We start from the raw sequence: 21,453 nt of genomic DNA on the forward strand, positions 1-21,453 counted from the left end.
CCCGGCTGTGCGATCCAGGTTATGCGCCGTCCATCCCGGCGTGGGGCATGGTCGAGGCGCGTTCGATGACGACGGGCTGGGTGTCGATGGTGCGGTCGGCGGTTGGCCGGCCGGCGAGTTGGTCGAGGACGGCGTCGACGGCGGCGGCGCCGAGGGCTTGCAGGGGCATGCCGATGGTGGTCAGTGGGGGCGCGAGGTAGTCAGCGAGGGGTAAGTCGTCGTAGGCGATGATCGACAGGTCCTCGGGCATCCGCCGTCCAGCGGTGCGCACCGCGTGCATGGCGCCAACGGCCTGGCTGAGGGTGCTGGTGTAGAGCGCGGTGATATCGGGGTGCGCCTTGAGTAGCCGGGCGGCGGCGTCGGCGCCGCCCGACTCACTGAATTCGCCCCGCTCGACCAGACCGGGGTCGAGACCAAGTGCGCGCGTCTGATCGACGAATCCCGCGTAGCGGGCCCGGGCCGGCTCGAGGTCGACAGGCCCGCTGACCATGCCGATGGCGTGGTGGCCGAGCTGGTGTAGGTGGCGTACCGCGGTAGCACTGGCCGCGGCGAGGTCCATGCCCACGTTACGACCAGATCCGGGAACTTCACGGTTGACGAACACGTGCGGAACCCGCGCCAGGGATCCGATCAGCGGGTGGCGAGGGCGGGCGGAGGCGATGAGCAACCCGTCGACGCGGCCGGTCTCGACCAGTTCGGTGAACGACTTGCCGGCCTGGTCGTCGGTGGTGTCCTCGGCGAGCAGGACGACATACCCGTGCTGGCGAGCCTGCCGGTAGGCGCCGCGGATGATTCGCGAGTAGACGGGGTTGGTCAGGTCGGGGATGAGCAGGGCCAGTGCGCGGGCCTCGGCGCCGGCCAGGGCTCGGGCTCCGGCGTGTGGGCGGTAGCCGAGCTTGGCGGCGGTGTCCCAGACTCGCTGGTGGGTCTCGGGGCGCACGTTGAGGGTGGGGTCGTTGTTGAGTACCCGCGAGGCCACCGACTTGGTCACTCCGGAGGCGGTCGCGACGTCGATCAGCCGCACTCGCTGGTCGCGTCCGCTGGCTCCATCTTGTGCCGGCAAAAGAACCCCCCGGGTGTCGTCTGCGGTCATCCTAGCAGAAAACCGGTTTCCGGTAGGAATTTTCCGTTTTCGGGGGTTGACTCGACGTCGGAAAGGAGGCACTGTCTGCGTCAGAAAACCGATTTTCTAAACGGGAGTGGCGCATGGCGAAGGTGACTGCGATCCGGACAGACTTCTACCGAGTGCCGCTGCCGGTAGTGCTGACCGATGCCAAGCATGGGGAGATGACCCATTTCGAGCTGGTGACGGTGCGGGTCGAGGACTCCGACGGAGCGTCCGGGGTGGGTTACACCTACGCGGTCAACTCGGGTGCCGAGGCGTTCGCGGTGCTGGTGGACCGTTATCTGGCGCCGCTGGTGCGTGGCGCGGACGTAGACCGTACCGAGCAGATCTGGCAGCAGATGTGGTGGGCGCTGCACTACGCGGGCCGCGGCGGGCACGCTACCTCGGCGATTTCCGCGGTGGACATCGCGCTGTGGGACCTGCGGGCCCGGCGGGCGAAGCAGCCGCTGTGGCGGTACCTGGGCGGCTACGACCCGCGGGTACCCGTGTATGCCGGGGGCATCGACCTGGAGTTCCCGGTCGAGGAGCTGCTCGCGCAGGCCGATCGGTTCTGCAAGGCCGGGTTTCGCGCTATCAAGATGAAGGTTGGTCGGCCGCACTGGCGTGAGGACGTCGAGCGGGTGGCGCGGGTGCGCGAGCACCTCGGCGACGAATTCCCGCTAATGGTCGACGCCAACATGGGCTGGACCGTGGACCAGGCGATCAAGGTCGCCCGCGCGCTAGCGGAATTCGACCTGGTCTGGCTGGAGGAGCCGACCATTCCCGACGACGTGGCCGGCAACGCCCGGGTGTTGCGCGACGGCGGGCTGGCGGTGGCCAACGGGGAGAACCTGCACACGCTCTACGAGTTCGCGCAGCTGATCGACGCGGGGGCGGTGAGCTTCCCGGAACCGGACGTGTGCAACATCGGCGGGGTGACGGTGTTCCGCAAGGTCGCGGCGCTGGCGGAAGCTCACAACCTGCCGCTGACCTCGCACGGCGCGCATGACCTGACCGTGCATTTGATGGCCGCCACGCCCAACCGCAGTTACATGGAGGCCCACGGGTTCGGACTCGACCGCTACCTGGCCGAGCCGCTGGAGATCGTCGACGGGGTGGCTGTTGCGCCGGATCGGCCCGGACACGGGCTGACCCTCGACTTCGACGCGCTGCGTCCGCACCGGATTGGCGGGAGCCAGGCATGACCGACCAGAACCTCAGCGCGCCAGTGGTGGTCACCGACTCCGACCACCCCAACCTCGACCCAGAGCACAGCGTGCTCGACCCCGCCGGAATCAGGCTGCGCCGCGCGCAGTGTCGCACCGCCGAGGACGTGATCGCACATTGTGGCGGGGCCCAAGTCCTGGTCAACCAGTACGCCCCGATCACCGCCGAGGTGCTCGACGCCCTGCCCGGCGTACGCCTCGTGGTCCGCTACGGCGTCGGGGTGGAAACCGTCGACGTCGACGCCGCCACCCGCCGTGGGGTATGGGTGGCGAACGTGCCCGACTACGGCACCACTGAGGTCGCCGACCACACGATGGCCCTGGCCATGGCGCTGCTGCGTGGCGTCACCGGATACGACCGCTCGGTCCGCGCCGGCGTCTGGGATTACCAGGTCGCCCGACCGCTGCATCGGCTGGACACCCGCACCTTCGGCGTCGTCGGCTGCGGCACGATCGGCCAGGCCGTAGCCGCCCGCGCCGCCGCGTTCGGGATGCGGGTGCTCGGCTTCGAGGCCGCGCAGGACCGGTCCCTGGCTGGTACGCCGATCACCCGGGTCGACCTGGACGAGTTGTTCGCGTCCAGCGATGTGATTTCGCTGCACGCCACCCTGGACTCCCGCTCCGCGCGGCTGATCGACGCCCGGGCGCTGGCGTCGATGCGGGACTCCGCGGTGCTGGTGAACACCGCCCGCGGCGGCCTGGTCGACACACCGGCGCTGCTGGCAGCGCTTGATGCCGGCCAGATCGCCGGGGCCGCGCTGGACGTGCTCGACAGCGAGCCCATCGACCCTGCCGTCCGCGACGCGTTGGCTCGGCACGAGCGGGTGGTGCTGTCCCCGCATGCCGCCTGGTACTCCGAGGAGTCGTTCGTGCGGCTCAAGACGGAGGTTGCCCGTGAGGCGGTACGGGTGCTGGCCGGCCAGTCACCGCGCTGCCCAGTGAATAGCCCCGTGGTCGGCGGCGTGACCGAGGCGAGTCCGACGGAGGTGCCCCGATGATGGCACTGACCTGGGCTGGCGGCAGCGAGGTCGCCATCGCCGACGTTCCCGAACCCGCGCCCGGCCCAGGCCAGGCGCTCGTCGAGGTCAGCTACACCGGGCTGTGCGGGACCGACCTGCACATCTGCGCCGGCGAGCATCCCCGAGCCAAGCCCGGGCTGGTGATCGGCCACGAGATCGCCGGCACCGTGGCGGAGCCTGTTGCCGGGCTGGCGGCCGGCACCGCGGTGGTGGTCGATCCGCTGATCGCCTGTGGGGCGTGCCGTGCCTGCCGGGCCGGGCGCTCGCAGACCTGTGAGCGGCTGCGGCTGGTGGGGATCGATGTCCCCGGCGGGGCGACCCGCCTGGTCGCGGTCGACGCCGACCGGTTGATCCCGGTCACCTCTCCGGCCGATCTGCGGCATCTCGCCTTCGCCGAGCCGCTCGCGGTCGCGGTGCGCGCCGTGCGTCGTTCCGGGCTGCAGCTGGGCCAGGACGTGGTGGTTATCGGTGGCGGCCCGATCGGCGTCGCGGTCGCGCTGTGCGCCCGCAACGCCGGCGCCGGGCAGGTCGTGCTCGCCGAGCCTTTCCCCACCCGCCGCGAGTTCGCCGCCTCGCTGGGTATTAAGACGGTCGCGGACGCGGTCGGGCTGCGCGCCGAGGTGGTGTTTGACGCCGCCGCGCACCCCGCCGTGGCCGCTGTGGTCACCGACGTGGCCGTGCCCGGCGGGACCGTGGTCGTCGTGGGGGTTTACGGCAACCCACCCGAACTCGACCTGCAGGCGGTCACCTTCGCTGAGCTGTCCGTGGTGGGAACCCGGGTGTATTCCCGTCAGGACATCGCGGTGGCCACCGAGCTGATCGTCTCCGGCCGGTTCGATCCCGAACCATTCCTGACCCGCACGGTCACCCTCGACCAGGCGCCGGGGGCGTTAGGCGAGCTGCGGCGCGGTGTCGGGGTGAAGGTCCTCGTGGAGGGCACGTCATGAGCGCCGACCCGAAGACCGCGCAGACGATGAGAGCGCTGCGCAAGCCGGCGAGGGGCGTCCACGCTCTGGTCCTCGAGCGGGTGCCCACGCCGCGGCCGCGGCCCGGCTGGGTGGTGCTGGACGTGCGGCTAGCCGGGATTTGCGGCACCGACCTGCACATCGTGGCCGACGAGTTCGCCAGTTGGCCGCCGGTCACATTGGGGCACGAATTCACCGGGACGATCCGCGAACTCGGTGATGGGGTCGCCGGTTGGACGGTGGGCCAGCGGGTGGTGTGCGAGCCTCACGCGCTGGCGTGCGGGCGGTGCCACCTGTGCCGGCGTGGCCTGGCGCACCTGTGCTCGGAAAAACGGTCCCCGGGCTGGGGCATCGACGGTGGGTTCGCCGAGCAGGTCACGGTCCCGGCGGACCTGCTGCACCGGGTGCCCGAGACCGTCGACGACGTCGCCGCTGGGCTGGTCGAGCCGCTGTCGATCGTGATCACCGCATTCGAGCGCACCCCGGTGCCCCCCGGCGGGACCGTGCTGGTGCTCGGGCCGGGCCCGATCGGCATCCTTGCCGTGCTCACCGCCACCGCGGCCGGCGCCGGCCAGGTCGTGCTTGTCGGCCGGCCGTCCTCGGCCGGCCGACTCGCGCTGGCCGCCGATCTCGGTGTTGAGGTCTGGGACTCCAGTCGCTGCGACGTCCCCGACACCGCCTACGCCCGCACCGGTGGGCGCGGAATGGACCTGGTGGTGGAGACAAGCGGGGCGGCCGAGGCCATCGCTGAGGGCATCGGTGCGCTGCGCCGCCAGGGCCGGATGTGTGTGCTCGGGGTCCCCGGCCCCGAACCGATACGCGTCCCGTGGGGGCTGGCGATGAACCGGGCCGCCGACATCGCGTTCTCCCTGTCGTCGTCCTGGTCCAGCTGGGACGCCGCGTTGGCGCTGCTGGCCCGCGGCGCATTCGACCCCCGCCCGCTGGCGAGCGTGTTCGCCCTGACCGAGTGGGAGCAGGCCTTCGCCGCGACCCGCACTCGCTCCGTGGTCAAGGCCATGCTCGACCCCACCTCGTAGGGAGCGTGGACACCACGTGAACGTCACCGACATCCCGGCACTCACCACCGACGGGGACCTCGACGCGCTTACGGAGCGGGCCCGCCGGGCCGTGGCCTTGACGCAGGTGCGACCGTGACCGGGCTGGTTACGCTCGGCGAGACGCTGGGGCTGCTCACCACCCCTGGGGTCGGCCCGCTGCGCCATGCCGCCGCGCTCACTCTTGGCATTGGCGGCGCGGAATCCAACGTGGCCACCGGCGTCGCCCGCCTCGGTGGCAGTGCCTGCTGGATCGGCCGGGTCGGCGACGACTCCGTCGGGGACCTTGTCATGAGCCGGCTCGCCGGGGAACAGGTCGACGTCAGCCATGTCGTGCGCGACCCGGGCACCCCGACCAGCCTGATGCTCAAAGAGACTCGCACCCCGAATGTCTCCCGGGTCGTCTACTACCGCACGGGCGGGCCCGGCAGTCGGCTGCGCCCCGACGACCTGCCGCAGGAGCGGATCGCAGCCGCGGGGGTGCTGCATGTCACCGGCATCACCCCGGCTTTAAGCCCGAGTGCCGCGAACACCGTGCGGGCTGCGGTGGACATCGCCCGTGCGGCCGGGGTCACGGTCAGCGTCGACGTCAATTACCGCGCCGCGCTCTGGGCACCCGAAACGGCTCGCCCCGTCCTGCTTGACCTACTCGCCGGCGCCGACATCGCCTTCGCCGGCGACGACGAGGCCGAGCTGCTCGGCCTGAGCGGCCCGGCCGAGCAGCAGGCCCGCGCCCTCACCCACCTTGGCCCTCACCAGGCCGTGATCAAACTCGGAGCCCGCGGCGCCGTCGCCGCCTTCGATGACACCGTCACCACGGTCCCGGCCCACCCGGTGCAGGCGGTGGACCCGGTCGGCGCCGGCGACGCGTTCGTCGCCGGATACCTCGCCGAGCACCTGCGCGGGTGCCAACCGCAGGCCGCGCTGACCACCGCCGCATACTGCGGAGCGTTCGTGGTGCAGATGCTCGGGGATTGGGAGGGCATGCCCACGCGCGCCGAACTCGCTCACCTCGATGCCGATCCCGGCACCGTGCTCCGCTGACCTGACAACGACAACACGACCCCGAGTAAGGCGGTGACACCAGTGGCCCCACCGACGTAGATCCTGAATATCCGGCCGGAGCCCTGATGGTGCATGAGAAAGAGCCCAGGCTGAATCATTCAAACTCGAAAAGGATGCTCGCTCAACGAGATCGTTAATCCGAAGTATCATCAACATTCGCGTCTCGATACAACGCGATGACCTACATGTGGAGCTCAAAGATGAGCCAAGTGAACAGCCCCACGAAATCAGCTTCGAGCAGTAAGGGCAGCTCGCCAGCGAGAGTGGCTCTTGCGGCGCTTATCGGATCTGTCGTCGAGTACTATGACTATTTTCTGTACGCGACCGCGGCGCCGCTGGTTTTCAGCAAGATCATGTTCCCGTCGCATGATCCGTTCGTCGGAACTCTCCTCGCATTCGCGACATTTGCAACCGGCTACTTCGCTCGCCCGTTCGGTGGCATCTTCTTCGGCATCCTCGGCGACAAACTGGGCCGAAAACGAGTCTTGACTATCACCATCTTCGTCATGGGTCTCTCGACGATCGGAATCGGCCTCACGCCCTCCTATTCGAGCGTCGGTATCCTCGCGCCCATACTGCTGGTTCTCTTTCGGATCGTTCAAGGCGCTGCGGCAGGGGGCGAGTTCAGCGGCGCATCAATCCTGTCGATGGAGTCGGCACCGCGAGAACGCCGCGGCTTCCAGGGGGCGTGGCCCGCATCGGGGGTCTTCATCGGCATCGCGCTCGCATCAGGACTTTTCGCGTTGTTCGTCAGCCTCCTCAGCCCGGACCAGTTTCTGTCGTGGGGATGGCGGATCCCGTTCCTCCTGAGCGCCGTCGCCATCGTTGTTGCTGTCATTGTCAGAAGCAAGATTGAGGACAGCGCGATCTACCGGGAAGCCAAGGAGACCGGGGTCGTGTCAAAGACACCTTTTCGGCATATTTTGAAGCACGAAAAGAAGGCTGCTCTCACCGTAATCGGTGGCCAGGTTGCTCAGCAGATTAACTCGTATGTCTATCTGACCTTTGCGACGACCTACATTGCGGGCACGCTGAATCTTAGTGGCAGTATCGGGCCGCTCGGTGTCGGTATTGGATGTGTCGCGACGGCCGCTACAGTGCCGCTGTTTGGCTGGCTTTCAGACCGATACGGCCGGAAGCCGATCCTCCTGTTCGGCGCCGCATCAGGAGCCGCATTTGCCTTTCCGTTCTTCATGCTGTTGAACACACGTGTCAACGCGGTGATCGTCATCGCCCTGATCATCGGGCTCTCGGTCGGAAATGCCGCGCTCATCGCGCCCCAAGGTGCCTATTTCAGTGAGCTATTCACCATGCGCGGCCGATTTGCCGGATTCTCGGCAAGCCGGGAGATCGCCTCCTCGCTGTTTGGTGGCCCATTCCCGCTAATCGCCGTCGCGCTTGTTGGCGTGACCGGGAGCTATTGGCCAGTCGCCGCGATCGCGATCTTCGTGTGCGGAGTGGGCGCGTTGGCGTTTTCCCTCAGCCCGGATACGTATCGCCCGAGGCAACTACCGGGCACGGCCAACTCGGCTCCGGAACCCTCAGCGAAGGTTGAAATTCCATGAAACGGCACCGCAGCAATTGGAGCATCTGAATGGACCGCGGTATCGGCCTACCAGACTGGGCGGCTTCGAACTCCCACCAGAAAGGCTTGGAGGCAGTGATGGGGCAGCCTGAGTACTTCCCGCCTGAACATACGCGACCTCCGGCAGGTCCGGTGACCGTGGTGCCTAGCGAAAGAAGCGCTGCGCTAGGGCGTGCCACCGACTTCACCGAAGACATCTCCTCCGCGGCAGGCCTGATCTGGATGGACGGGTCGCCGCAACGACTGCGGGACACCCTCAACCGTTACCCGAACCTCCGATGGGTGCAGCTGCCGGTTGCCGGGGTGGACGCCTACCACGATGTCCTTCGCGAATTCGGAGACAAGGAGGTCGTGTTCACGAGCGCGAAAGGCAGCTTTGCGCAACCGGTGGCTGAACACGCGCTGATGCTCGTGCTCGCGTTACTGCGGTACCTACCGGAACGTGTACGTGCCGCCACGTGGGGGCAGCCGAAGGGTCGTTCGCTCTACGGCGCAACTGTCGTCATCGTGGGTGCCGGCGGCATTGCATTGGCGCTAACCCAGCTGCTTGCCCCCTTCTCCGTGCGCGTTGTATCGGTACGCCGCAAACCGGTTCCGATGAAGGGTGCCGTGGCTACCGTTACCCCCAAGGATCTCCGCGACGTGCTCCCGCACGCCGACGTAGTCGTTGTTGCCGCGGCCCTCACCGAGGAGACGCACCACATGTTCGCCGCCGAAGAGTTCCGTGCCATGCGAGACTCCGCGATCTTCGTCAACGTCGGGCGGGGCGCGCTCGTCCACACTCCGGACCTGGTGAAAGCGCTCGAGTGCGGTGAGATCGCAGCCGCCGGCCTCGACGTGGTCGAGCCCGAGCCCTTGCCGGACGAAAGCCCGCTGTGGACCTGCGACCGTTGCATCATCACACCGCACTCGGCAGATCCCGCAGAACTGGTCGCACCACTTCTCGCGGAGCGGGTGACGCACAATATCAACGCGCTCAACAAAGGCGACCAACTCATCGGCGTTGTTGACACTACCGCGGGATATTAACTGGCTCCCCGAGAAACACGCCGGGAAGCGGAAGTCGATCGTACAGGCAGAGCGACAAGCGTTTGATGCCAACAGCGAGGAGTGGGCGACAAGTGAAGATCATAGAAGTTGAGACGATCCGGCCGCAGATCCAGTCGAACCTGGTCTTCGTCCGGCTCCGAACGGACGAAGGATTGACGGGATTGGGCGAGGCGTTCTTCGGCCCGAAAGCCGTTGAAGCCTATATCCACGAAAGCGCGGCACCAATACTATTCTCCATGGATAGCGCCAATCCTGAGCATGTCATGATGGCGCTGAGGCCATACGTCGGGTACCAAGGATCCGGCGCCGAGACCCGAGGTAACGCGGCTATCGACCTGGCGCTGTGGGACATTCTCGGAAAGTCCACGGGGCGACCTCTCGCTGAGCTTTTTGGTGGCCCGGTTCGCGACAGCATTCGTTGCTACAACACATGTGGCGGCACGCAATACATGACCACACTGACCGAGATGTCCTCAAAAAACTGGGGCCTGCCCGCTGACGCAACAAAGGCAAACGATCTGGAGGACCTCGACGCGTTCCTGCACCGGCCGGGCCAATTGGCAAAAGACCTGGTCGCCGAGGGCTTCACCGGAATGAAAATATGGCCTTTCGACCAGGCCGCAGAAGCCTCTAACGGGAACGACATCAGCAGCGACGAACTGAAGGCAGGCATCAAGGTCCTGTCGGACATTCGCGCGGCGGTTGGCGACAAGATCGACATCATGGTCGAGATGCATGGTCTATGGCGCCGGCCCGCCGCGACACGGATTCTGAAGGAGATCGCGGAGTTTCAGCCACTGTGGGTCGAGGACCCGCTGCGACCGGACGCGATCGATGCGCTTGTACGTCTCCGGCAGTCTGTGGACGTACCGATTGCAATCGGCGAAACGTCCGTCGGCCGACGAGGATTCCAGCCGTTGCTCGCCTCCGGCATTGTCGACTATGCCACGGTCGACATCCAATGGACAGGTGGAATCGGGGAAGCCCGAAAGATCGCCGCCTTGGCTGACGCGTTCGCCGTGCCGCTCGCACCTCACGACTGCACGGGCCCCGTCTCACTGGCTGCGTCCACGCACCTGGTGATGAGCGAAATGAATGGGTTCATCCAAGAGGTCTCCCGCGCCTACCTCCGCACCTGGTACCCGCAACTGGTGACTGGCGTTCCGCAGGTGGTCAATGGAAGCCTGTCCGCACCAGAGGGACCAGGGCACGGAGTGGAACTCCGCGAAGACATCGACAGCGTCGGAGTTGAACGGCAACTCACAAAGCGTTGACCGATGGGCTGGTGTGCCAGGGACACGCCGAGCGTGGGGAGCACGGTTGGTGACAGCACACCGTTCGGCAAACGTGTAAAAACGTTCATCGAGTCAGCGACTTGCGCCGCTGGCGTTGACCCGAGCTAGAGCAGCGAGAGCTGTACTGGCTCGGGTCTTCCCATTGCGGTACCCGCAGCGGCGCAAGCGGTCGTCTTACGTGGGTTTCCATCGGGTTCGGTTAGCCTGGCTGCCCCGTGGGCGCGCGAGCAGCACGTTAGGGCTCTGCGGGGCGGTCGCCGTCGTGTGGGCGTTCCCGTCGCTCGTCCGATGTCGCGGCGATTACGATGTCGCGCACGGCGTGCAGCGCGGGGTTCTCGTCGTTCGCCCGCCAGGCGGCGACCAGTTCGACCGGTTCTCCGGCGATGCCCTCCACCGGTCGCAGGACGACGCCGTCGAGGCCGAGTGCGGTCGCCGCCTGCGGGACCAGGGCGAGCCCCAGCCCGGCTCGTACCAGCGCCAGGATCGTATGCACCTGGCTGAGGTGGTGGACGTAGCGCGGCGCGATCCCGGCACCGCGGAAGACGCCGACGAGCACCTCGTGGAAGTACCGGGCTTCGGTGGGCGAATACATGACGAACGGCTGGCCGTCGAGATCGTGCAGGTGCAGGGCCCGGGCGGGATCCGCGAGCCGGTGGCCCGCCGGGACAGCTGCCAGCAAGGCCTCCCGATGCAGCAGGTGCCCGGACAGGCCGACGGGCACCGGCGGGCGGACGAGGGCGAGGTTCAGCTCCCCGGAGCGAAGCTCCTCCAGTTGCGTGCTGGAGACCCGCTCGCGGAGCACCAGGTCGACGCCGGGGAGGTGCGAACGGACGGCCTCCACCACGGCGTCCAGCACGGAGTGGGCGGCCGAGGCGGTGAATCCGAGCGCCACCGTCCCGACCTCGCCGGTCGGCACCCGGCGGACCGCGAGAGCTGCCTGGGCGGACAGGCCGAGGATTCGCCGCGCGTCGGCCAGGAACGCGCGTCCGGCCGCCGTGAGCCGCACCGTCCGCCCGGCCCGGTCGAACAGCTCGACACCTAGCTCGCGCTCCAGGAGCTGGATCCGCCGGGTCAGCGGCGGCTGGGTCATGGAGAGCCGCTCGGCGGCCCGTCCGAAGTGGAGCGTCTCGGCGACCGCGACGAAGCTCTCCAGTTGACTGAAGGTAAACACCGATTCAGTCTAAGCATCAGTTAATACGAAAGAAGTGTTGGACAGGCATCCTTGCTGCTTCTTAGGCTCGTCGCCGGTTGCTGTCGCCTACCGCCTAGGAGGAACCCGCCCATGCCCGCCATCGCTCCCACCGAGCTCGCGCAGCGTCTCGGCTCGGGGCTGTTGTCCTTCCCCGTCACTCACTTCACCCGCGATCTTGCGTTCGACGAGACCGCGTACCGGGACAACATCGTCCGCCTCGCCAAGTACGAGGTGGCCGGCCTGTTCGCCGCCGGTGGGACCGGTGAGTTCTTCTCGCTGACGCCCGCGGAGGTGGGCGAGGTCGTCCGCGCCGCCGTCGAGAGTGCGCCGGAGGACACCCCGATCCTGGCCCCGGCGGGGCACGGGACCGCCCAGGCGATCGGCTTCGCCCGGGACGCCGAGGCGGCCGGGGCGGACGGGGTGCTGCTCTTCCCGCCCTACCTGACCGAGGCCTCGACGGACGGTCTCGTCTCGCACGTGCGCGCGGTTTGCGAGGCCACCTCGCTGGGTGTCGTGATCTACAGCCGGGCCAACGCGGTGTACAGCGCGGAGGCCGTCGCCCAGCTCGCCGAGACCTGCCCGAACCTGATCGGCTTCAAGGACGGGGTCGGTGATCTCGAGACGATCACCCGGATCCACTCCCGGCTCGGCGATCGCCTCGTCTACATCGGCGGGCTGCCGACGGCGGAGACCTACGCGCTGCCCTACCTCGAACTCGGTGTGACGACCTACAGCTCGGCGATCTTCAACTTCCTGCCCGAGTTCGCACTGACCTTCTACACCGCCGTCCGGGCAGGAGACCGGGCGACCGTGCAGCGGCTGCTCGACGAGGTCGTGCTGCCCTACACCGCCATCCGCGACCGGAAGCCGGGCTACGCGGTGAGCATCGTCAAGGCGGGCCTGGACCTGACAGGGCACTCGGCCGGTCCGGTGCGGCCGCCGCTGACCGATCTCGACGACCGCGAGCGCGCCCTGCTTTCCGAGGTGATCGCGGTGTCGCGGTCGGTCACCGCCTGATCACGGCTCACGACGACGACGCGGAAGGACGCGCATGTCTGCTCCCCCCATGACCGGCTCGACCGGCGCAATGATCATCGGTGGCGAGCCGGTGACCGGCACCGGCGAGGACGTCCGATCCACCGACCCCCGCACGGGGGCCGCGCTCGACCCCGGGTACCCGGCCGCGTCGGCCGAGCAGGTCGAGCAGGCCTGCGCGCTGGCCGCAGCGGCGTTCGGTGCCTACCGGGAGATCCCCGCCGCCCGGCGAGCCGGTTTCCTCGAGCGCATCGCGGATCTGCTCGACGAGCGCCGGGACGACCTGGTCGAACGGGCCCACGCCGAGACCGCGTTGCCCGTCCCGCGGCTCACCGGCGAGGTCGGCCGCACCAGCGGGCAGTTGCGGTTGTTCGCGACCGAGCTGCGTGCGGGAACGTGGCAGGGCGCCCGGATCGACCCCGCACGGCCCGACCGTTCCCCGCTGCCGCGGGCCGACATCCGGCAGCGCCGGATCCCGTTGGGCCCGGTCGCAGTGTTCGGCGCGAGCAACTTCCCGCTCGCGTTCTCCACGGCCGGCGGCGACACCGCCTCCGCCCTCGCGGCGGGATGCCCGGTCGTCGTCAAGGCCCACTCCGCGCATCTCGGGACGGCGGAGCTCGCGGCGCGGGTGATCGCCGACGCGGCCGCCGACACCGGGATGCCGAAGGGCGTCTTCGCCCAGTTGGTCGGCAGCGGGACGGAGATCGGTGCGCAGCTCGTGGCCGATCCGCGGATCAAGGCGGTCGGCTTCACCGGTTCCCGCGCCGGCGGGCTCGCGATCGCCGCGACGGCCGCCGCGCGGCCGGTGCCGATCCCGGTGTACGCCGAGATGAGCAGCATCAACCCGGTGCTGCTGCTGCCCGCCGCACTGGCTACTCGGGGTGCAGAGCTGGGCACCGCCTTCGCCGGGTCGCTCACCCTCGGCGCCGGGCAGTTCTGCACCAACCCCGGCCTCCTGCTGGCGGTCGAGGGCCCGGGGCTCGACGCGTTCGCCGACTCCGCCGCGGAGGCCGTGGCGGCCGACACCGGCGCCACCATGCTGACCACCGGGATCGCCGAGAACTACGCCGCCGCCGGTGACGCGGTGGCCGCCCTGCCCGGGGTGGTGGAGCTCGCCCGTGGCGGTGGGGACGGCAACGCTGCGGCCGGTCGTGCCCGGCTGCTGACCGTGGCCGGTGACCGGTTCGTCGCCAACCCGAAGCTGCAGACCGAGGTCTTCGGGGCGACGTCGCTGCTCGTCCGGTGCGCGGACGTCACCGAGTTGACCGCAGCCGTCGCCGCGCTGGAGGGCCAGCTGACCGCGACGGTGCACGCCGACGCCACCGACCACGAACTCGCCCACGGGCTGCTTCCGTTGCTGGAGGAGCGGGCCGGGCGGATCCTGTTCGACGGATGGCCCACCGGGGTCGAGGTCGGCTACGCGATGGTGCACGGCGGCCCGTTCCCCGCCACGACCGATCCACGCAGTACATCGGTGGGCACCCTCGCGATCGAGCGGTTCCTGCGGCCAGTCGCCTACCAGGACGTCCCGGCCGCGCTGCTCCCCGCCGACCTAGCCGACGGCAACCCGGACCGTCTGTGGCGGCGGACCGACGGCGAGACCGGACGGGAGCCGCTCGCCGCCGGCTGAGACGCGGGCCGACCCGGAACCACTCCCCCTGCGGCCACGGCCGCGCACCTTTCACAACCGCGCATCTTTCACAACGCTGTGAGGAACGCATGACTCCATCCCCGCCATCGAGGGCGCTCCTGGCAGTGCCGGGCGATCCCACCCTTTCCGGCGGCCGCGGGCACGAGCCCGACGCCGTCCACTACCCCGAAGGGAGCATTCGACGTGGTCACTCCTGACATCAAGGCGAAGGACCGCGGGCGATCCGCCCCGGCTCCGGCCACCCCGGCCGGACCCGGTGAGCAGCGCCCGCGCCGGCGGGGACCGCGTCGCGACTCGGTCGTCGCCGCGGTCAAGGCCATCGCGGGCATCATCGGCCTGTTCGCGCTGTGGGAGCTCGTCGTCGCGCTGTTCGACCCGCCGGAGTACCTGCTGGTCGGGCCGATCTCGGCGTTCGTCGAGCTGGCCGAGCGCCCCGGCTACTTCGCGGAGAACACGTTCATCACGCTGCAGGAGGCGCTCGCCGGGTTCGCGCTCGGCACCGCGCTCGGCGTGCTCTGCGGCGCCGCACTGCACTACTCGACGACGATCCGGAGTTTTCTCTACCCGGCGCTCATCGCCATCGACACCATCCCGAAGGTCGCGCTGGCCCCGCTGTTCATCGTCTGGTTCGGGTTCGGCTTCGAGTCCAAGGCGTTCGTGGCGATGGCCATCGCCTTCTTCCCGCTGGTCATCAACACCTATGACGGGCTCCGCTCGGTGCCGCACGAGCTGCAGGAACTGGCGCGGATCAACAAGGCCTCACAGTGGAAGAAGATGACGAAGATCGAGTTCATCCACGCGATCCCGTCGATCCTCTCCGGGGCCAAGATCTCGATCTCGCTGGCCGTTGGCGGTGCGGTGGTCGGTGAGTTCATCGCCGGTTCGAAGGGCCTCGGCTACGTGATCATGCTGGCGAACAGCCAGGTCGACCTCGCGTCGATGTTCGCGGCATTCATCGTGCTCGCCGCGATCGCGCTGGCGCTCTTCTACATCGTCGACGTCGTGGGACGCAAGCTCGTGCCGTGGAAGCAGCACACCAAGTGAGGGCGGGGACTCGCATGCGTCACTCGATCCGCACGACTGCCGTCGCGCTCGGGGCCGTCATCCTGCTGACCCTCGCCGGCTGCGGCAGCGGCACTGGCCGGGACCAGATGTCGCTGATGCTCGACGTCAGCTGGCTGCCCAAGCACGCGCCGTTCATCTCGGCTGTCGAGCGTGGCTTTTTCAAGGCGGAGGGCATCGACCTCAGCGTCATGCCAGGCTCGGGCTCCGGCAACACCGTCACCGCGGTGGACACCGGCAAGGTCGACGTCGGCTGGGCCGACTTCGGCGTCACCGTCACGAGCCGGGCACGCGGCGCCGACATCAAGCAGGTCAATCTGGTGCAGGCCCGCTCCGCCTACGCCGTCGTCGCGCTGGCCGGTACCGGCATCAACGGCTGGGAGGACCTGCGCGGCAAGACGGTCGCGACCGAGGCGGCCGGCGCGATGCCTGCGATGTGGCCGTACGCGCTGAACAAGTTAGGGCTGTCCAAGAATGACGTGAACGTCGTACACGCCACCGGTGCCGCCAAGATCCCGGGGCTGCTGGCCGGACAATGGGACGCGAACCTCGCCCTCTACGTGTCCGACCAGCCGGCGATCGACGCACTCGGTCGCAAGGCCGTCGTCCTTAAGTGGTCGGACCTGGGGATCGATCTCTACGGAAACGGGATCATCGTCTCCGGCGAGAAGCTGCGGACGAACCCCGGCCAGGTGGAGCGGTTCAACCGGGCGATGCAGAAGGGGTTCCTCTGGGCCTGCGGGCACCCGCAGGAGGCGGCGCACGACTTCCAGAAGGAAGTCAGCGGCTACGAGGACAGGACCGTTGTCCTAGCGATCAACGAGCAATGCGCCCTGAACTGGGGCACCGGCGCGTCGGCGGACGAGTACGGCGTGATGGACGACGCGGGCGTCCAGAAAATGATCGACGTCGCGCACCAGTTCCTCGGGCTGAAACCGGAGGCTCGCCTCACACCCGCAGACGTGTACAGCAACGCCTACCTCGCACCGCTGCACCGCGGCGATGCCATCCAGGCGCCGTGACGGCCGGACGGAGAGTCAGATGAATCACGAGCACGCCATCTCGGTGAACAACGTCGGGAAGACCTATCGCTCCCGGGACGGGGAGGACAACACCGTCCTGCAGGGCCTGGACTTCCACGTGAAGCCTGGACAGTTCGTCTCGATCGTGGGGCAGTCCGGCAGCGGCAAGACGACGCTGCTGAAGACGATCTCCGGTCTCCAGGACCCGACCGAGGGCGAAATCCTGGTCAAGGGCCGGCCGATCAAGGAGGGGCTCGAGGACATCGCGATGGTGTTCCAGAGCCCGGTGCTGCTGCCCTGGCGCAACAACCTGGACAACGTGCTGCTGCCGCTGGAGTTCCGCGGCACCCGCACGGGCGAGGCCGAGCGCTACGCCCGGGAGCTGCTCGAGATGGTCGGGCTGGGGGACCGGACGACCCGCTACTCCTACGAGCTCAGCGGCGGCATGCAGCAGCGGGTCGCGATCTGCCGGGCGCTGGTGTCGCACCCCGAGCTGCTCCTGATGGACGAGCCGTTCGGCGCGCTCGACGCCATGACCCGGGACTCGATGAACTTCGAGATCCAGCGGATCTGGCGCACCACCGGCTGCAGCGTCCTTTTCGTCACGCACAGCATCCCGGAGGCGGTGTGGCTAGCCGACCGCGTCGTCGTGCTCGGGGACCGGCCGGGTCGCATCGTCGCCGACATCGAGATCGACCTGCCACGCCCCCGCGACAAGGACCACCGCTTCTCCTCGGCTTTCTCCGAGTACGCGACCGAGATCGAGTCGCACATCGGCGTCATCGCCGGCATCAGCTGACCACACCGACACCGGGAGGAACCTCATGTTGCACCTCACCGCCGACGCCGCACAGGTCGAGCAGCGCTATGGGCTCGACGCTCCCCGGAGCCTGCTGTTCTCCGCGATCCGCCTCGACTCCCACCCGCTGGTCGCGCCATTGATCGCGCAGCAGGGCGACGAATGCTTCCTGCTGCTCCGTCAGCAGGAGCAGGGCAACGCGCTCTCGGCCGGCGTCCCAGCGGACCAGATCCGGTTCTACGCGCCGTGGGTCACGATCGACCCGCGGATCATTGCGGACTCCCCGGCCGCGGAATCGTTGACCAGCCTGGTTGCGGACCTGGCAGCGGACGGCCGGGTGCACCTGGCCGCGGACGTCGTCCTCGCACACCACCGTGTCTTCTCCGACGCCGGGACGCTGGAAGTGACCGCCGACGATCAGGACCCGGTTCCGGTGGTCGCATACGAGATCGACACCGCGGCGGTGCTGGCCCGGTTCGCCGACTGGCGGGCCGAGGGCGTGCAGGTCGCACGCCGACTGATCGAGGGGGTCGAGCACCTCGGCGGGCTGGCGGACGAGCTCTCCGCTGCCGAGGACACCCGGTTCCCGGCGCTGACCGCGCTGGCCCACGAGCGTGCGCTGGACGCGGTTCTCCTCGCCGCCACCCCTAACTACACCGAGGTGACCGGACACGTCCAGCCGCCGGGCACCGTCGCGGTGTGGCTGCCCGCTGCCGAGCGGCTGGTCGTGCTCGCGCCCAGAGGCACCCCGGACCTTCCCGGGGCGCCGATCGGCGAGTATCCCTCGGTCGGGGCCGCCGTCGCGGAGTTGAGCCCGGGCACGCGGACCGGTGTCGAGGAGGAGTTCGTCGGCATCGGCCTCGCTCGCGAGCTGGAGCGCGCGGGGGCCGAGCTGGTCGGGATCTCGACCGATCTCGGCCACTGGCGCGACGTCCGGGACCACGAGGACCTCGCCTTCCAGGTCATCGCCGCGCGAGCCAGCGTGTTCGCCATCGAGGCCGCGCTCGCCTGGGCCGAGCACGGCATCGACGACGGCCGCGAGTTCACCGAGCTCGACATCCACGCCGTTTACCTCGACAAGATCACCGAGTTCCGCACGACCCACGACATCCCGTTCGCGATCGAGCCGTACTTCACGAACCTGCACTCGTCGAACCGGATGCTCTTCCCCGGACCCCCGGTGGACTTCCCGATCAACCAGGACACGACCTGCATCCAGCTCGACGCCGGCGTGCGGGTCGTCGCCGACGGCGTCACCGTCGCCACCTCCGACATGGCCCGGTCGCTGCCCCGCACCGAGGGTGGGAAGGAGGCCTACGCGTTCTTCTTCGACGTCGTCCGGGAGGGCATCATCGGCCAGCTGCGGCCGGGCGTGGTGTGCGAGGACGTGCACGATGGAACCCTGCGCTACCTGGCACCGCACCTGGACCGGATGCGCGAGATCGGGATGCTTGGCACCGAGATCGACTTCGACACCGAGTACCGGAAGCGCAACGTCGGCCACCTCATGGGCAAGCAGGAGTCGTTCGCGAACGAGTTGCGGCCCGGCTACAAGCACGTCCTGCAGGTCGGGTCGTACGGCGCCGCCGAGATCCCCTGGCGGTACGACAACGTTGCGATCGGCACCGAGGACCTCTGGTACGTCGGCCGGAACCGGACGTACGTGGTGAGCAAGCGATGAGCGCCGCCGGGACCGAAGTCCGCCGCCGGCTCGCCGAGCTGTCCCTGGAGCTCCCCGTGCTCGGCCCGCCGAAGTACGCCTACGAACCCGTCGTCCGGGCCGGCGAGCTGCTGTACGTCTCTGGGCAGATCTCCCGCACGGTCGCGGGCGAGATCCTCGGGGGCCGGTTGGGCGACGGCATCGGGGTGGCCGAGGGCATCGCCGCGGCCCGCGTCAGCGCCCTGAACCTGCTCGCCCGCATCGACGACGCGGTCGGCCTGGAGAACGTGGTGCGGGTGCTCAAGCTCAACGCCTGGGTGGCGAGCACGGCCGATGCCATCGACCAGCCCGAGGTGGTCGACGGAGCATCGCAACTGCTGATCGACGTTCTCGGCGACGCCGGCCGGCACGCCCGGACTGCGCTTCCGGCGCCCGGCCTGCCGCAGGGCGCGTTGGTCGAGCTCGACGCCACGGTCGCCGTACGCGCCTAACGAGGTCCGGGCGAGATCCGACTGCCTGGCTGCTGTGCGATGCACGGCATCGCACAGCAGCCAGGCGCGGCCCGGCGAGCGGCCTGTGAGCTCCCCGCAGGCCGATTCCCGTCGGTAGAAAGGTTGTGACCGCGTGTCTGTTTCGTCTTCGCGCGTCGCGGAGGTTCGAGCCCGTCTCCAGGCACTGCCCCGGGAACGGTTCGCGCACCTCCCCACGCCGCTGGACCACTGTCCTCGGCTGTCCGCGGATCTCGGTGGCACCCAGATCTGGATCAAGCGGGACGACTGCACGGGGCTGGCGTTCGGCGGGAACAAGGCCCGGCAGCTCGAGTTCGTGCTCGGTGACGCCATCGCGCAGGGCGCCGACGTCGTCATCCAGGGTGCGGCGTCGCAGTCGAACCATTCCCGGCAGCTCGCCGCGGCCGCGGCTCGGGTCGGGCTGGACTCGGTCATCGTCCCGCGACGGGACGTCATGTTCGAGCAGGGTGGTGGGAACCAGCTGGTGACACGTCTGCTGGCCGGCCGGCTGGACCCGGTTCCGGCAGCCGAGTGGGTGACCGCGGCCAAGGCTGCGATCGCCGATCAGCTCCGCCGGAGTGGTCGGCGTCCCTACGTGGTGGGGATGGGTGCGGAACGCGCGCTCACGCTCGCCGCGGTCGCCTACGTCGAGGCGTTGTGCGAGATCGTCTGCGCTTTCGAGGACCGCGGTGAGCCGCTGCCCACGCACATCTACACGACGTCGCAGGGGAGCACCCAGGCCGGCCTGCAGCTGGGGGCCGTCCTGCTCGGTCTGGACATCTCGGTGGTCGGCATAAACCCGATGGACGAGACGAACGAGGCCTACATTCCGGAGCGTGGGATCGCCGATCTCGTGTCGGCGGCGGCCGGCGCGCTGGGGTACTCGGACGTCACGCCCGGGCCGGTGGTGAACGACACCTCCTACGTCGGCCCGGCGTACGGGATGCCGTCCGAGGCGTCGCGGGAGGCGATCGAGCTGCTCGCCCGGAGGGAAGGGCTTCTCGTGGACCCGATCTACTCCGGCAAGGGGTTCGCCGGCCTACTCGACCATGTGCGGACGGGCCTGAGGGGCCCGGACGACCGCGTTGTCTTCGTGCACACCGGTGGGCTGCCTGCCCTTTTCGCGGAGTTCGGCGACGGCTGAGGCTCGACTGTCAGCGCGCTGAGCAGTCACGCGGCCAGGAGCCGGCCGAACGATGTCCTGGACCAGCCATAGGTCTGGTTCATCGATGTCGATACATTTCCATCCGACCAGGAACGGCAGGTGGGTCTTCGGCGACCGCCACAGCGACGCCTACCTCGGCCGGATTTGCCGCGGGGGTCTCGGGCGTGCTGACCGCGGTGATGCCGGTCATCGTTGGTCTTTTCGGGAGATTGGTCGCCCGTCGAGATCGCGCGCGATGCGCGCGGCCGCCTCCTGTACAGCGGGGGGCAGGGAGGTCCACATGCCCTCGTTGTCGTCGAACAGTAGGAACGCGGCGGAAATCCCGATGGGCTCGGGCGTGGTGGTGCTGGGCACGAGCGCACCCACCGAGGCGACCCCGGTGGTGAACTCGCCGCGATTGACTGCGGTTCCGACGGCGCGGCTCTCCGCGATCTTGGCGAGCAGCCGCTCCTGGTCGGCAGGGGCCACGCGGCCGTCGATACGCCTGTGGAGTTCGGCGTCGTCAAGCTCGGCAAGCAGGGCCCAGCCAACCGCCGTCGTGGTGGCGGGAACCCGGCCGCCGACCTCCTGCACGATCCGGATGGGCCCGGGACTGTCGATCAAGGCAAGGTAGACGATCTCCAGGTCGTCGAGGCGCCCAAGGTAGCAGGTGACCTGATGTTCCTTGCTGAGTTCCTCCAGCACCGGCGTGGCCAGGGCGACGACCCGGTCGGCGCCGCCGTAGCCGCGACCGATTTCCCAGGCCCGGAGTCCAACGCTGTAACTCCGGGTCCGAGGATTTTGGACGAGGAAGCCGTGCGCGACCGCGCTGCGCACGATCCGGTGCACCACGCTCTTGTCAAGTCCGGTGCGCCGGTGGATGTCGCTGATCCCCAGCTCGGGGGCGTCGACGAACGCCAGGAGCACTGCGAAGACCCGGTCCGTCAACGACTCCGGGGACTTCTCGTCCTTGGCGCTCATGACACTGCTCCTCCTGTCGGGTGTTTCGATCAG

General features: G+C 68.7%; 19 protein-coding genes. 16 read left to right on the forward strand and 3 right to left on the reverse strand.

From position 1 onward, the window contains the following. Positions 1–19: 19 nt before the first annotated feature. A complete protein-coding gene (locus DL519_RS03540; protein WP_223838404.1) occupies positions 20–1,024 on the reverse strand; it encodes a LacI family DNA-binding transcriptional regulator in 1,005 nt (334 codons plus the stop codon). A gap of 182 nt (positions 1,025–1,206) precedes the next feature. Between DL519_RS03540 and DL519_RS03545 the strand changes: the two genes are divergently transcribed. The 8 genes from DL519_RS03545 to DL519_RS03580 all read left to right on the forward strand — a co-directional run bounded on the left by DL519_RS03545 (position 1,207) and on the right by DL519_RS03580 (position 10,344). After that, positions 1,207–2,310 (forward strand): mandelate racemase/muconate lactonizing enzyme family protein, encoded by a 1,104-nt coding sequence (locus tag DL519_RS03545; RefSeq protein WP_190812866.1) that lies wholly within the window; start codon positions 1,207–1,209, stop codon positions 2,308–2,310. Continuing rightward, a complete protein-coding gene (locus DL519_RS03550) occupies positions 2,307–3,329 on the forward strand; it encodes a C-terminal binding protein (RefSeq protein ID WP_190812867.1) in 1,023 nt (340 codons plus the stop codon). The genes DL519_RS03545 and DL519_RS03550 overlap by 4 nt, the downstream gene beginning before the upstream one ends. Then, positions 3,326–4,297 carry a zinc-dependent alcohol dehydrogenase gene (locus DL519_RS03555; protein WP_190812868.1) on the forward strand — a complete coding sequence of 324 codons (972 nt, stop codon included), beginning with the start codon at positions 3,326–3,328 and terminating at the stop codon, positions 4,295–4,297. The genes DL519_RS03550 and DL519_RS03555 overlap by 4 nt, the downstream gene beginning before the upstream one ends. Further along, the gene (locus DL519_RS03560; protein ID WP_190812869.1) at positions 4,294–5,352 is read left to right on the forward strand and encodes a zinc-dependent alcohol dehydrogenase; all 1,059 of its coding nucleotides are present in this window, start codon (positions 4,294–4,296) and stop codon (positions 5,350–5,352) included. The genes DL519_RS03555 and DL519_RS03560 overlap by 4 nt, the downstream gene beginning before the upstream one ends. A 114-nt stretch (positions 5,353–5,466) precedes the next feature. Next, the gene (locus DL519_RS03565; RefSeq protein WP_190812870.1) at positions 5,467–6,414 is read left to right on the forward strand and encodes a sugar kinase; all 948 of its coding nucleotides are present in this window, start codon (positions 5,467–5,469) and stop codon (positions 6,412–6,414) included. 221 nt (positions 6,415–6,635) lie between these two features. Next, entirely contained in the window at positions 6,636–8,000 is a 1,365-nt protein-coding gene (locus DL519_RS03570; protein ID WP_190812871.1) for an MFS transporter, read from the forward strand. Positions 8,001–8,029: 29 nt separating this feature from the next. Further along, the gene (locus DL519_RS03575) at positions 8,030–9,049 is read left to right on the forward strand and encodes an NAD(P)-dependent oxidoreductase (protein WP_223838405.1); all 1,020 of its coding nucleotides are present in this window, start codon (positions 8,030–8,032) and stop codon (positions 9,047–9,049) included. A 92-nt stretch (positions 9,050–9,141) separates the two neighbouring features. Then, the gene (locus tag DL519_RS03580; RefSeq protein ID WP_223838406.1) at positions 9,142–10,344 is read left to right on the forward strand and encodes a mandelate racemase/muconate lactonizing enzyme family protein; all 1,203 of its coding nucleotides are present in this window, start codon (positions 9,142–9,144) and stop codon (positions 10,342–10,344) included. 256 nt (positions 10,345–10,600) lie between these two features. On the opposite strand, the gene DL519_RS03585 is transcribed toward DL519_RS03580, so the two are convergent. After that, a complete protein-coding gene (locus tag DL519_RS03585) occupies positions 10,601–11,536 on the reverse strand; it encodes a LysR family transcriptional regulator (protein WP_190812874.1) in 936 nt (311 codons plus the stop codon). A gap of 111 nt (positions 11,537–11,647) precedes the next feature. Between DL519_RS03585 and kdgD the strand changes: the two genes are divergently transcribed. The 8 genes from kdgD to DL519_RS03625 all read left to right on the forward strand — a co-directional run bounded on the left by kdgD (position 11,648) and on the right by DL519_RS03625 (position 20,439). Then, entirely contained in the window at positions 11,648–12,574 is a 927-nt protein-coding gene (gene kdgD / locus DL519_RS03590) for a 5-dehydro-4-deoxyglucarate dehydratase (protein WP_190812875.1), read from the forward strand. 34 nt (positions 12,575–12,608) lie between these two features. Further along, a complete protein-coding gene (locus tag DL519_RS03595; RefSeq protein WP_190812876.1) occupies positions 12,609–14,222 on the forward strand; it encodes an aldehyde dehydrogenase (NADP(+)) in 1,614 nt (537 codons plus the stop codon). A 204-nt stretch (positions 14,223–14,426) separates the two neighbouring features. After that, positions 14,427–15,287 (forward strand): ABC transporter permease, encoded by an 861-nt coding sequence (locus DL519_RS03600; RefSeq protein WP_190812877.1) that lies wholly within the window; start codon positions 14,427–14,429, stop codon positions 15,285–15,287. Between the two features lie 14 nt (positions 15,288–15,301). Further along, positions 15,302–16,327, forward strand: coding sequence for an ABC transporter substrate-binding protein (locus DL519_RS03605; RefSeq protein WP_190812878.1), 1,026 nt, complete (start codon positions 15,302–15,304; stop codon positions 16,325–16,327). Between the two features lie 19 nt (positions 16,328–16,346). Further along, on the forward strand, positions 16,347–17,126 hold the full coding sequence (locus DL519_RS03610; protein WP_190812879.1) for an ABC transporter ATP-binding protein: 780 nt from the start codon (positions 16,347–16,349) through the stop codon (positions 17,124–17,126). A gap of 25 nt (positions 17,127–17,151) precedes the next feature. After that, positions 17,152–18,807, forward strand: coding sequence for a M24 family metallopeptidase (locus tag DL519_RS03615; RefSeq protein ID WP_190812880.1), 1,656 nt, complete (start codon positions 17,152–17,154; stop codon positions 18,805–18,807). Further along, complete coding sequence (locus DL519_RS03620) at positions 18,804–19,277, forward strand: RidA family protein (RefSeq protein ID WP_190812881.1); 474 nt, start codon at positions 18,804–18,806, stop codon at positions 19,275–19,277. Before DL519_RS03615 ends, DL519_RS03620 begins: the two co-directional genes overlap by 4 nt. A gap of 133 nt (positions 19,278–19,410) precedes the next feature. Next, positions 19,411–20,439 carry a pyridoxal-phosphate dependent enzyme gene (locus tag DL519_RS03625; protein ID WP_190812882.1) on the forward strand — a complete coding sequence of 343 codons (1,029 nt, stop codon included), beginning with the start codon at positions 19,411–19,413 and terminating at the stop codon, positions 20,437–20,439. Positions 20,440–20,646: 207 nt separating this feature from the next. Here DL519_RS03625 and DL519_RS03630 read toward each other — a convergent pair whose 3' ends face one another. After that, entirely contained in the window at positions 20,647–21,420 is a 774-nt protein-coding gene (locus tag DL519_RS03630) for an IclR family transcriptional regulator (protein WP_190812883.1), read from the reverse strand. Between the last annotated feature and the right edge of the window lie 33 nt (positions 21,421–21,453).

Source organism: Saccharopolyspora pogona, assembly GCF_014697215.1.
Lineage (GTDB): Bacteria > Actinomycetota > Actinomycetes > Mycobacteriales > Pseudonocardiaceae > Saccharopolyspora > Saccharopolyspora hattusasensis.

Excerpts from the sequence above, each read along its gene's own strand:
- DL519_RS03545 (WP_190812866.1), top strand. The coding sequence starts at position 1,207 with ATGGCGAAGGTGACTGCGATCCGGACAGACTTCTACCGAGTGCCGCTG.
- DL519_RS03550 (WP_190812867.1), top strand. The coding sequence starts at position 2,307 with ATGACCGACCAGAACCTCAGCGCGCCAGTGGTGGTCACCGACTCCGAC.
- DL519_RS03555 (WP_190812868.1), top strand. The coding sequence starts at position 3,326 with ATGATGGCACTGACCTGGGCTGGCGGCAGCGAGGTCGCCATCGCCGAC.
- DL519_RS03560 (WP_190812869.1), top strand. The coding sequence starts at position 4,294 with ATGAGCGCCGACCCGAAGACCGCGCAGACGATGAGAGCGCTGCGCAAG.
- DL519_RS03570 (WP_190812871.1), top strand. The coding sequence starts at position 6,636 with ATGAGCCAAGTGAACAGCCCCACGAAATCAGCTTCGAGCAGTAAGGGC.
- DL519_RS03575 (WP_223838405.1), top strand. The coding sequence starts at position 8,030 with ATGGACCGCGGTATCGGCCTACCAGACTGGGCGGCTTCGAACTCCCAC.
- kdgD (WP_190812875.1), top strand. The coding sequence starts at position 11,648 with ATGCCCGCCATCGCTCCCACCGAGCTCGCGCAGCGTCTCGGCTCGGGG.
- DL519_RS03595 (WP_190812876.1), top strand. The coding sequence starts at position 12,609 with ATGTCTGCTCCCCCCATGACCGGCTCGACCGGCGCAATGATCATCGGT.
- DL519_RS03605 (WP_190812878.1), top strand. The coding sequence starts at position 15,302 with ATGCGTCACTCGATCCGCACGACTGCCGTCGCGCTCGGGGCCGTCATC.
- DL519_RS03610 (WP_190812879.1), top strand. The coding sequence starts at position 16,347 with ATGAATCACGAGCACGCCATCTCGGTGAACAACGTCGGGAAGACCTAT.
- DL519_RS03615 (WP_190812880.1), top strand. The coding sequence starts at position 17,152 with ATGTTGCACCTCACCGCCGACGCCGCACAGGTCGAGCAGCGCTATGGG.
- DL519_RS03620 (WP_190812881.1), top strand. The coding sequence starts at position 18,804 with ATGAGCGCCGCCGGGACCGAAGTCCGCCGCCGGCTCGCCGAGCTGTCC.
- DL519_RS03630 (WP_190812883.1), bottom strand. The coding sequence starts at position 21,420 with ATGAGCGCCAAGGACGAGAAGTCCCCGGAGTCGTTGACGGACCGGGTC.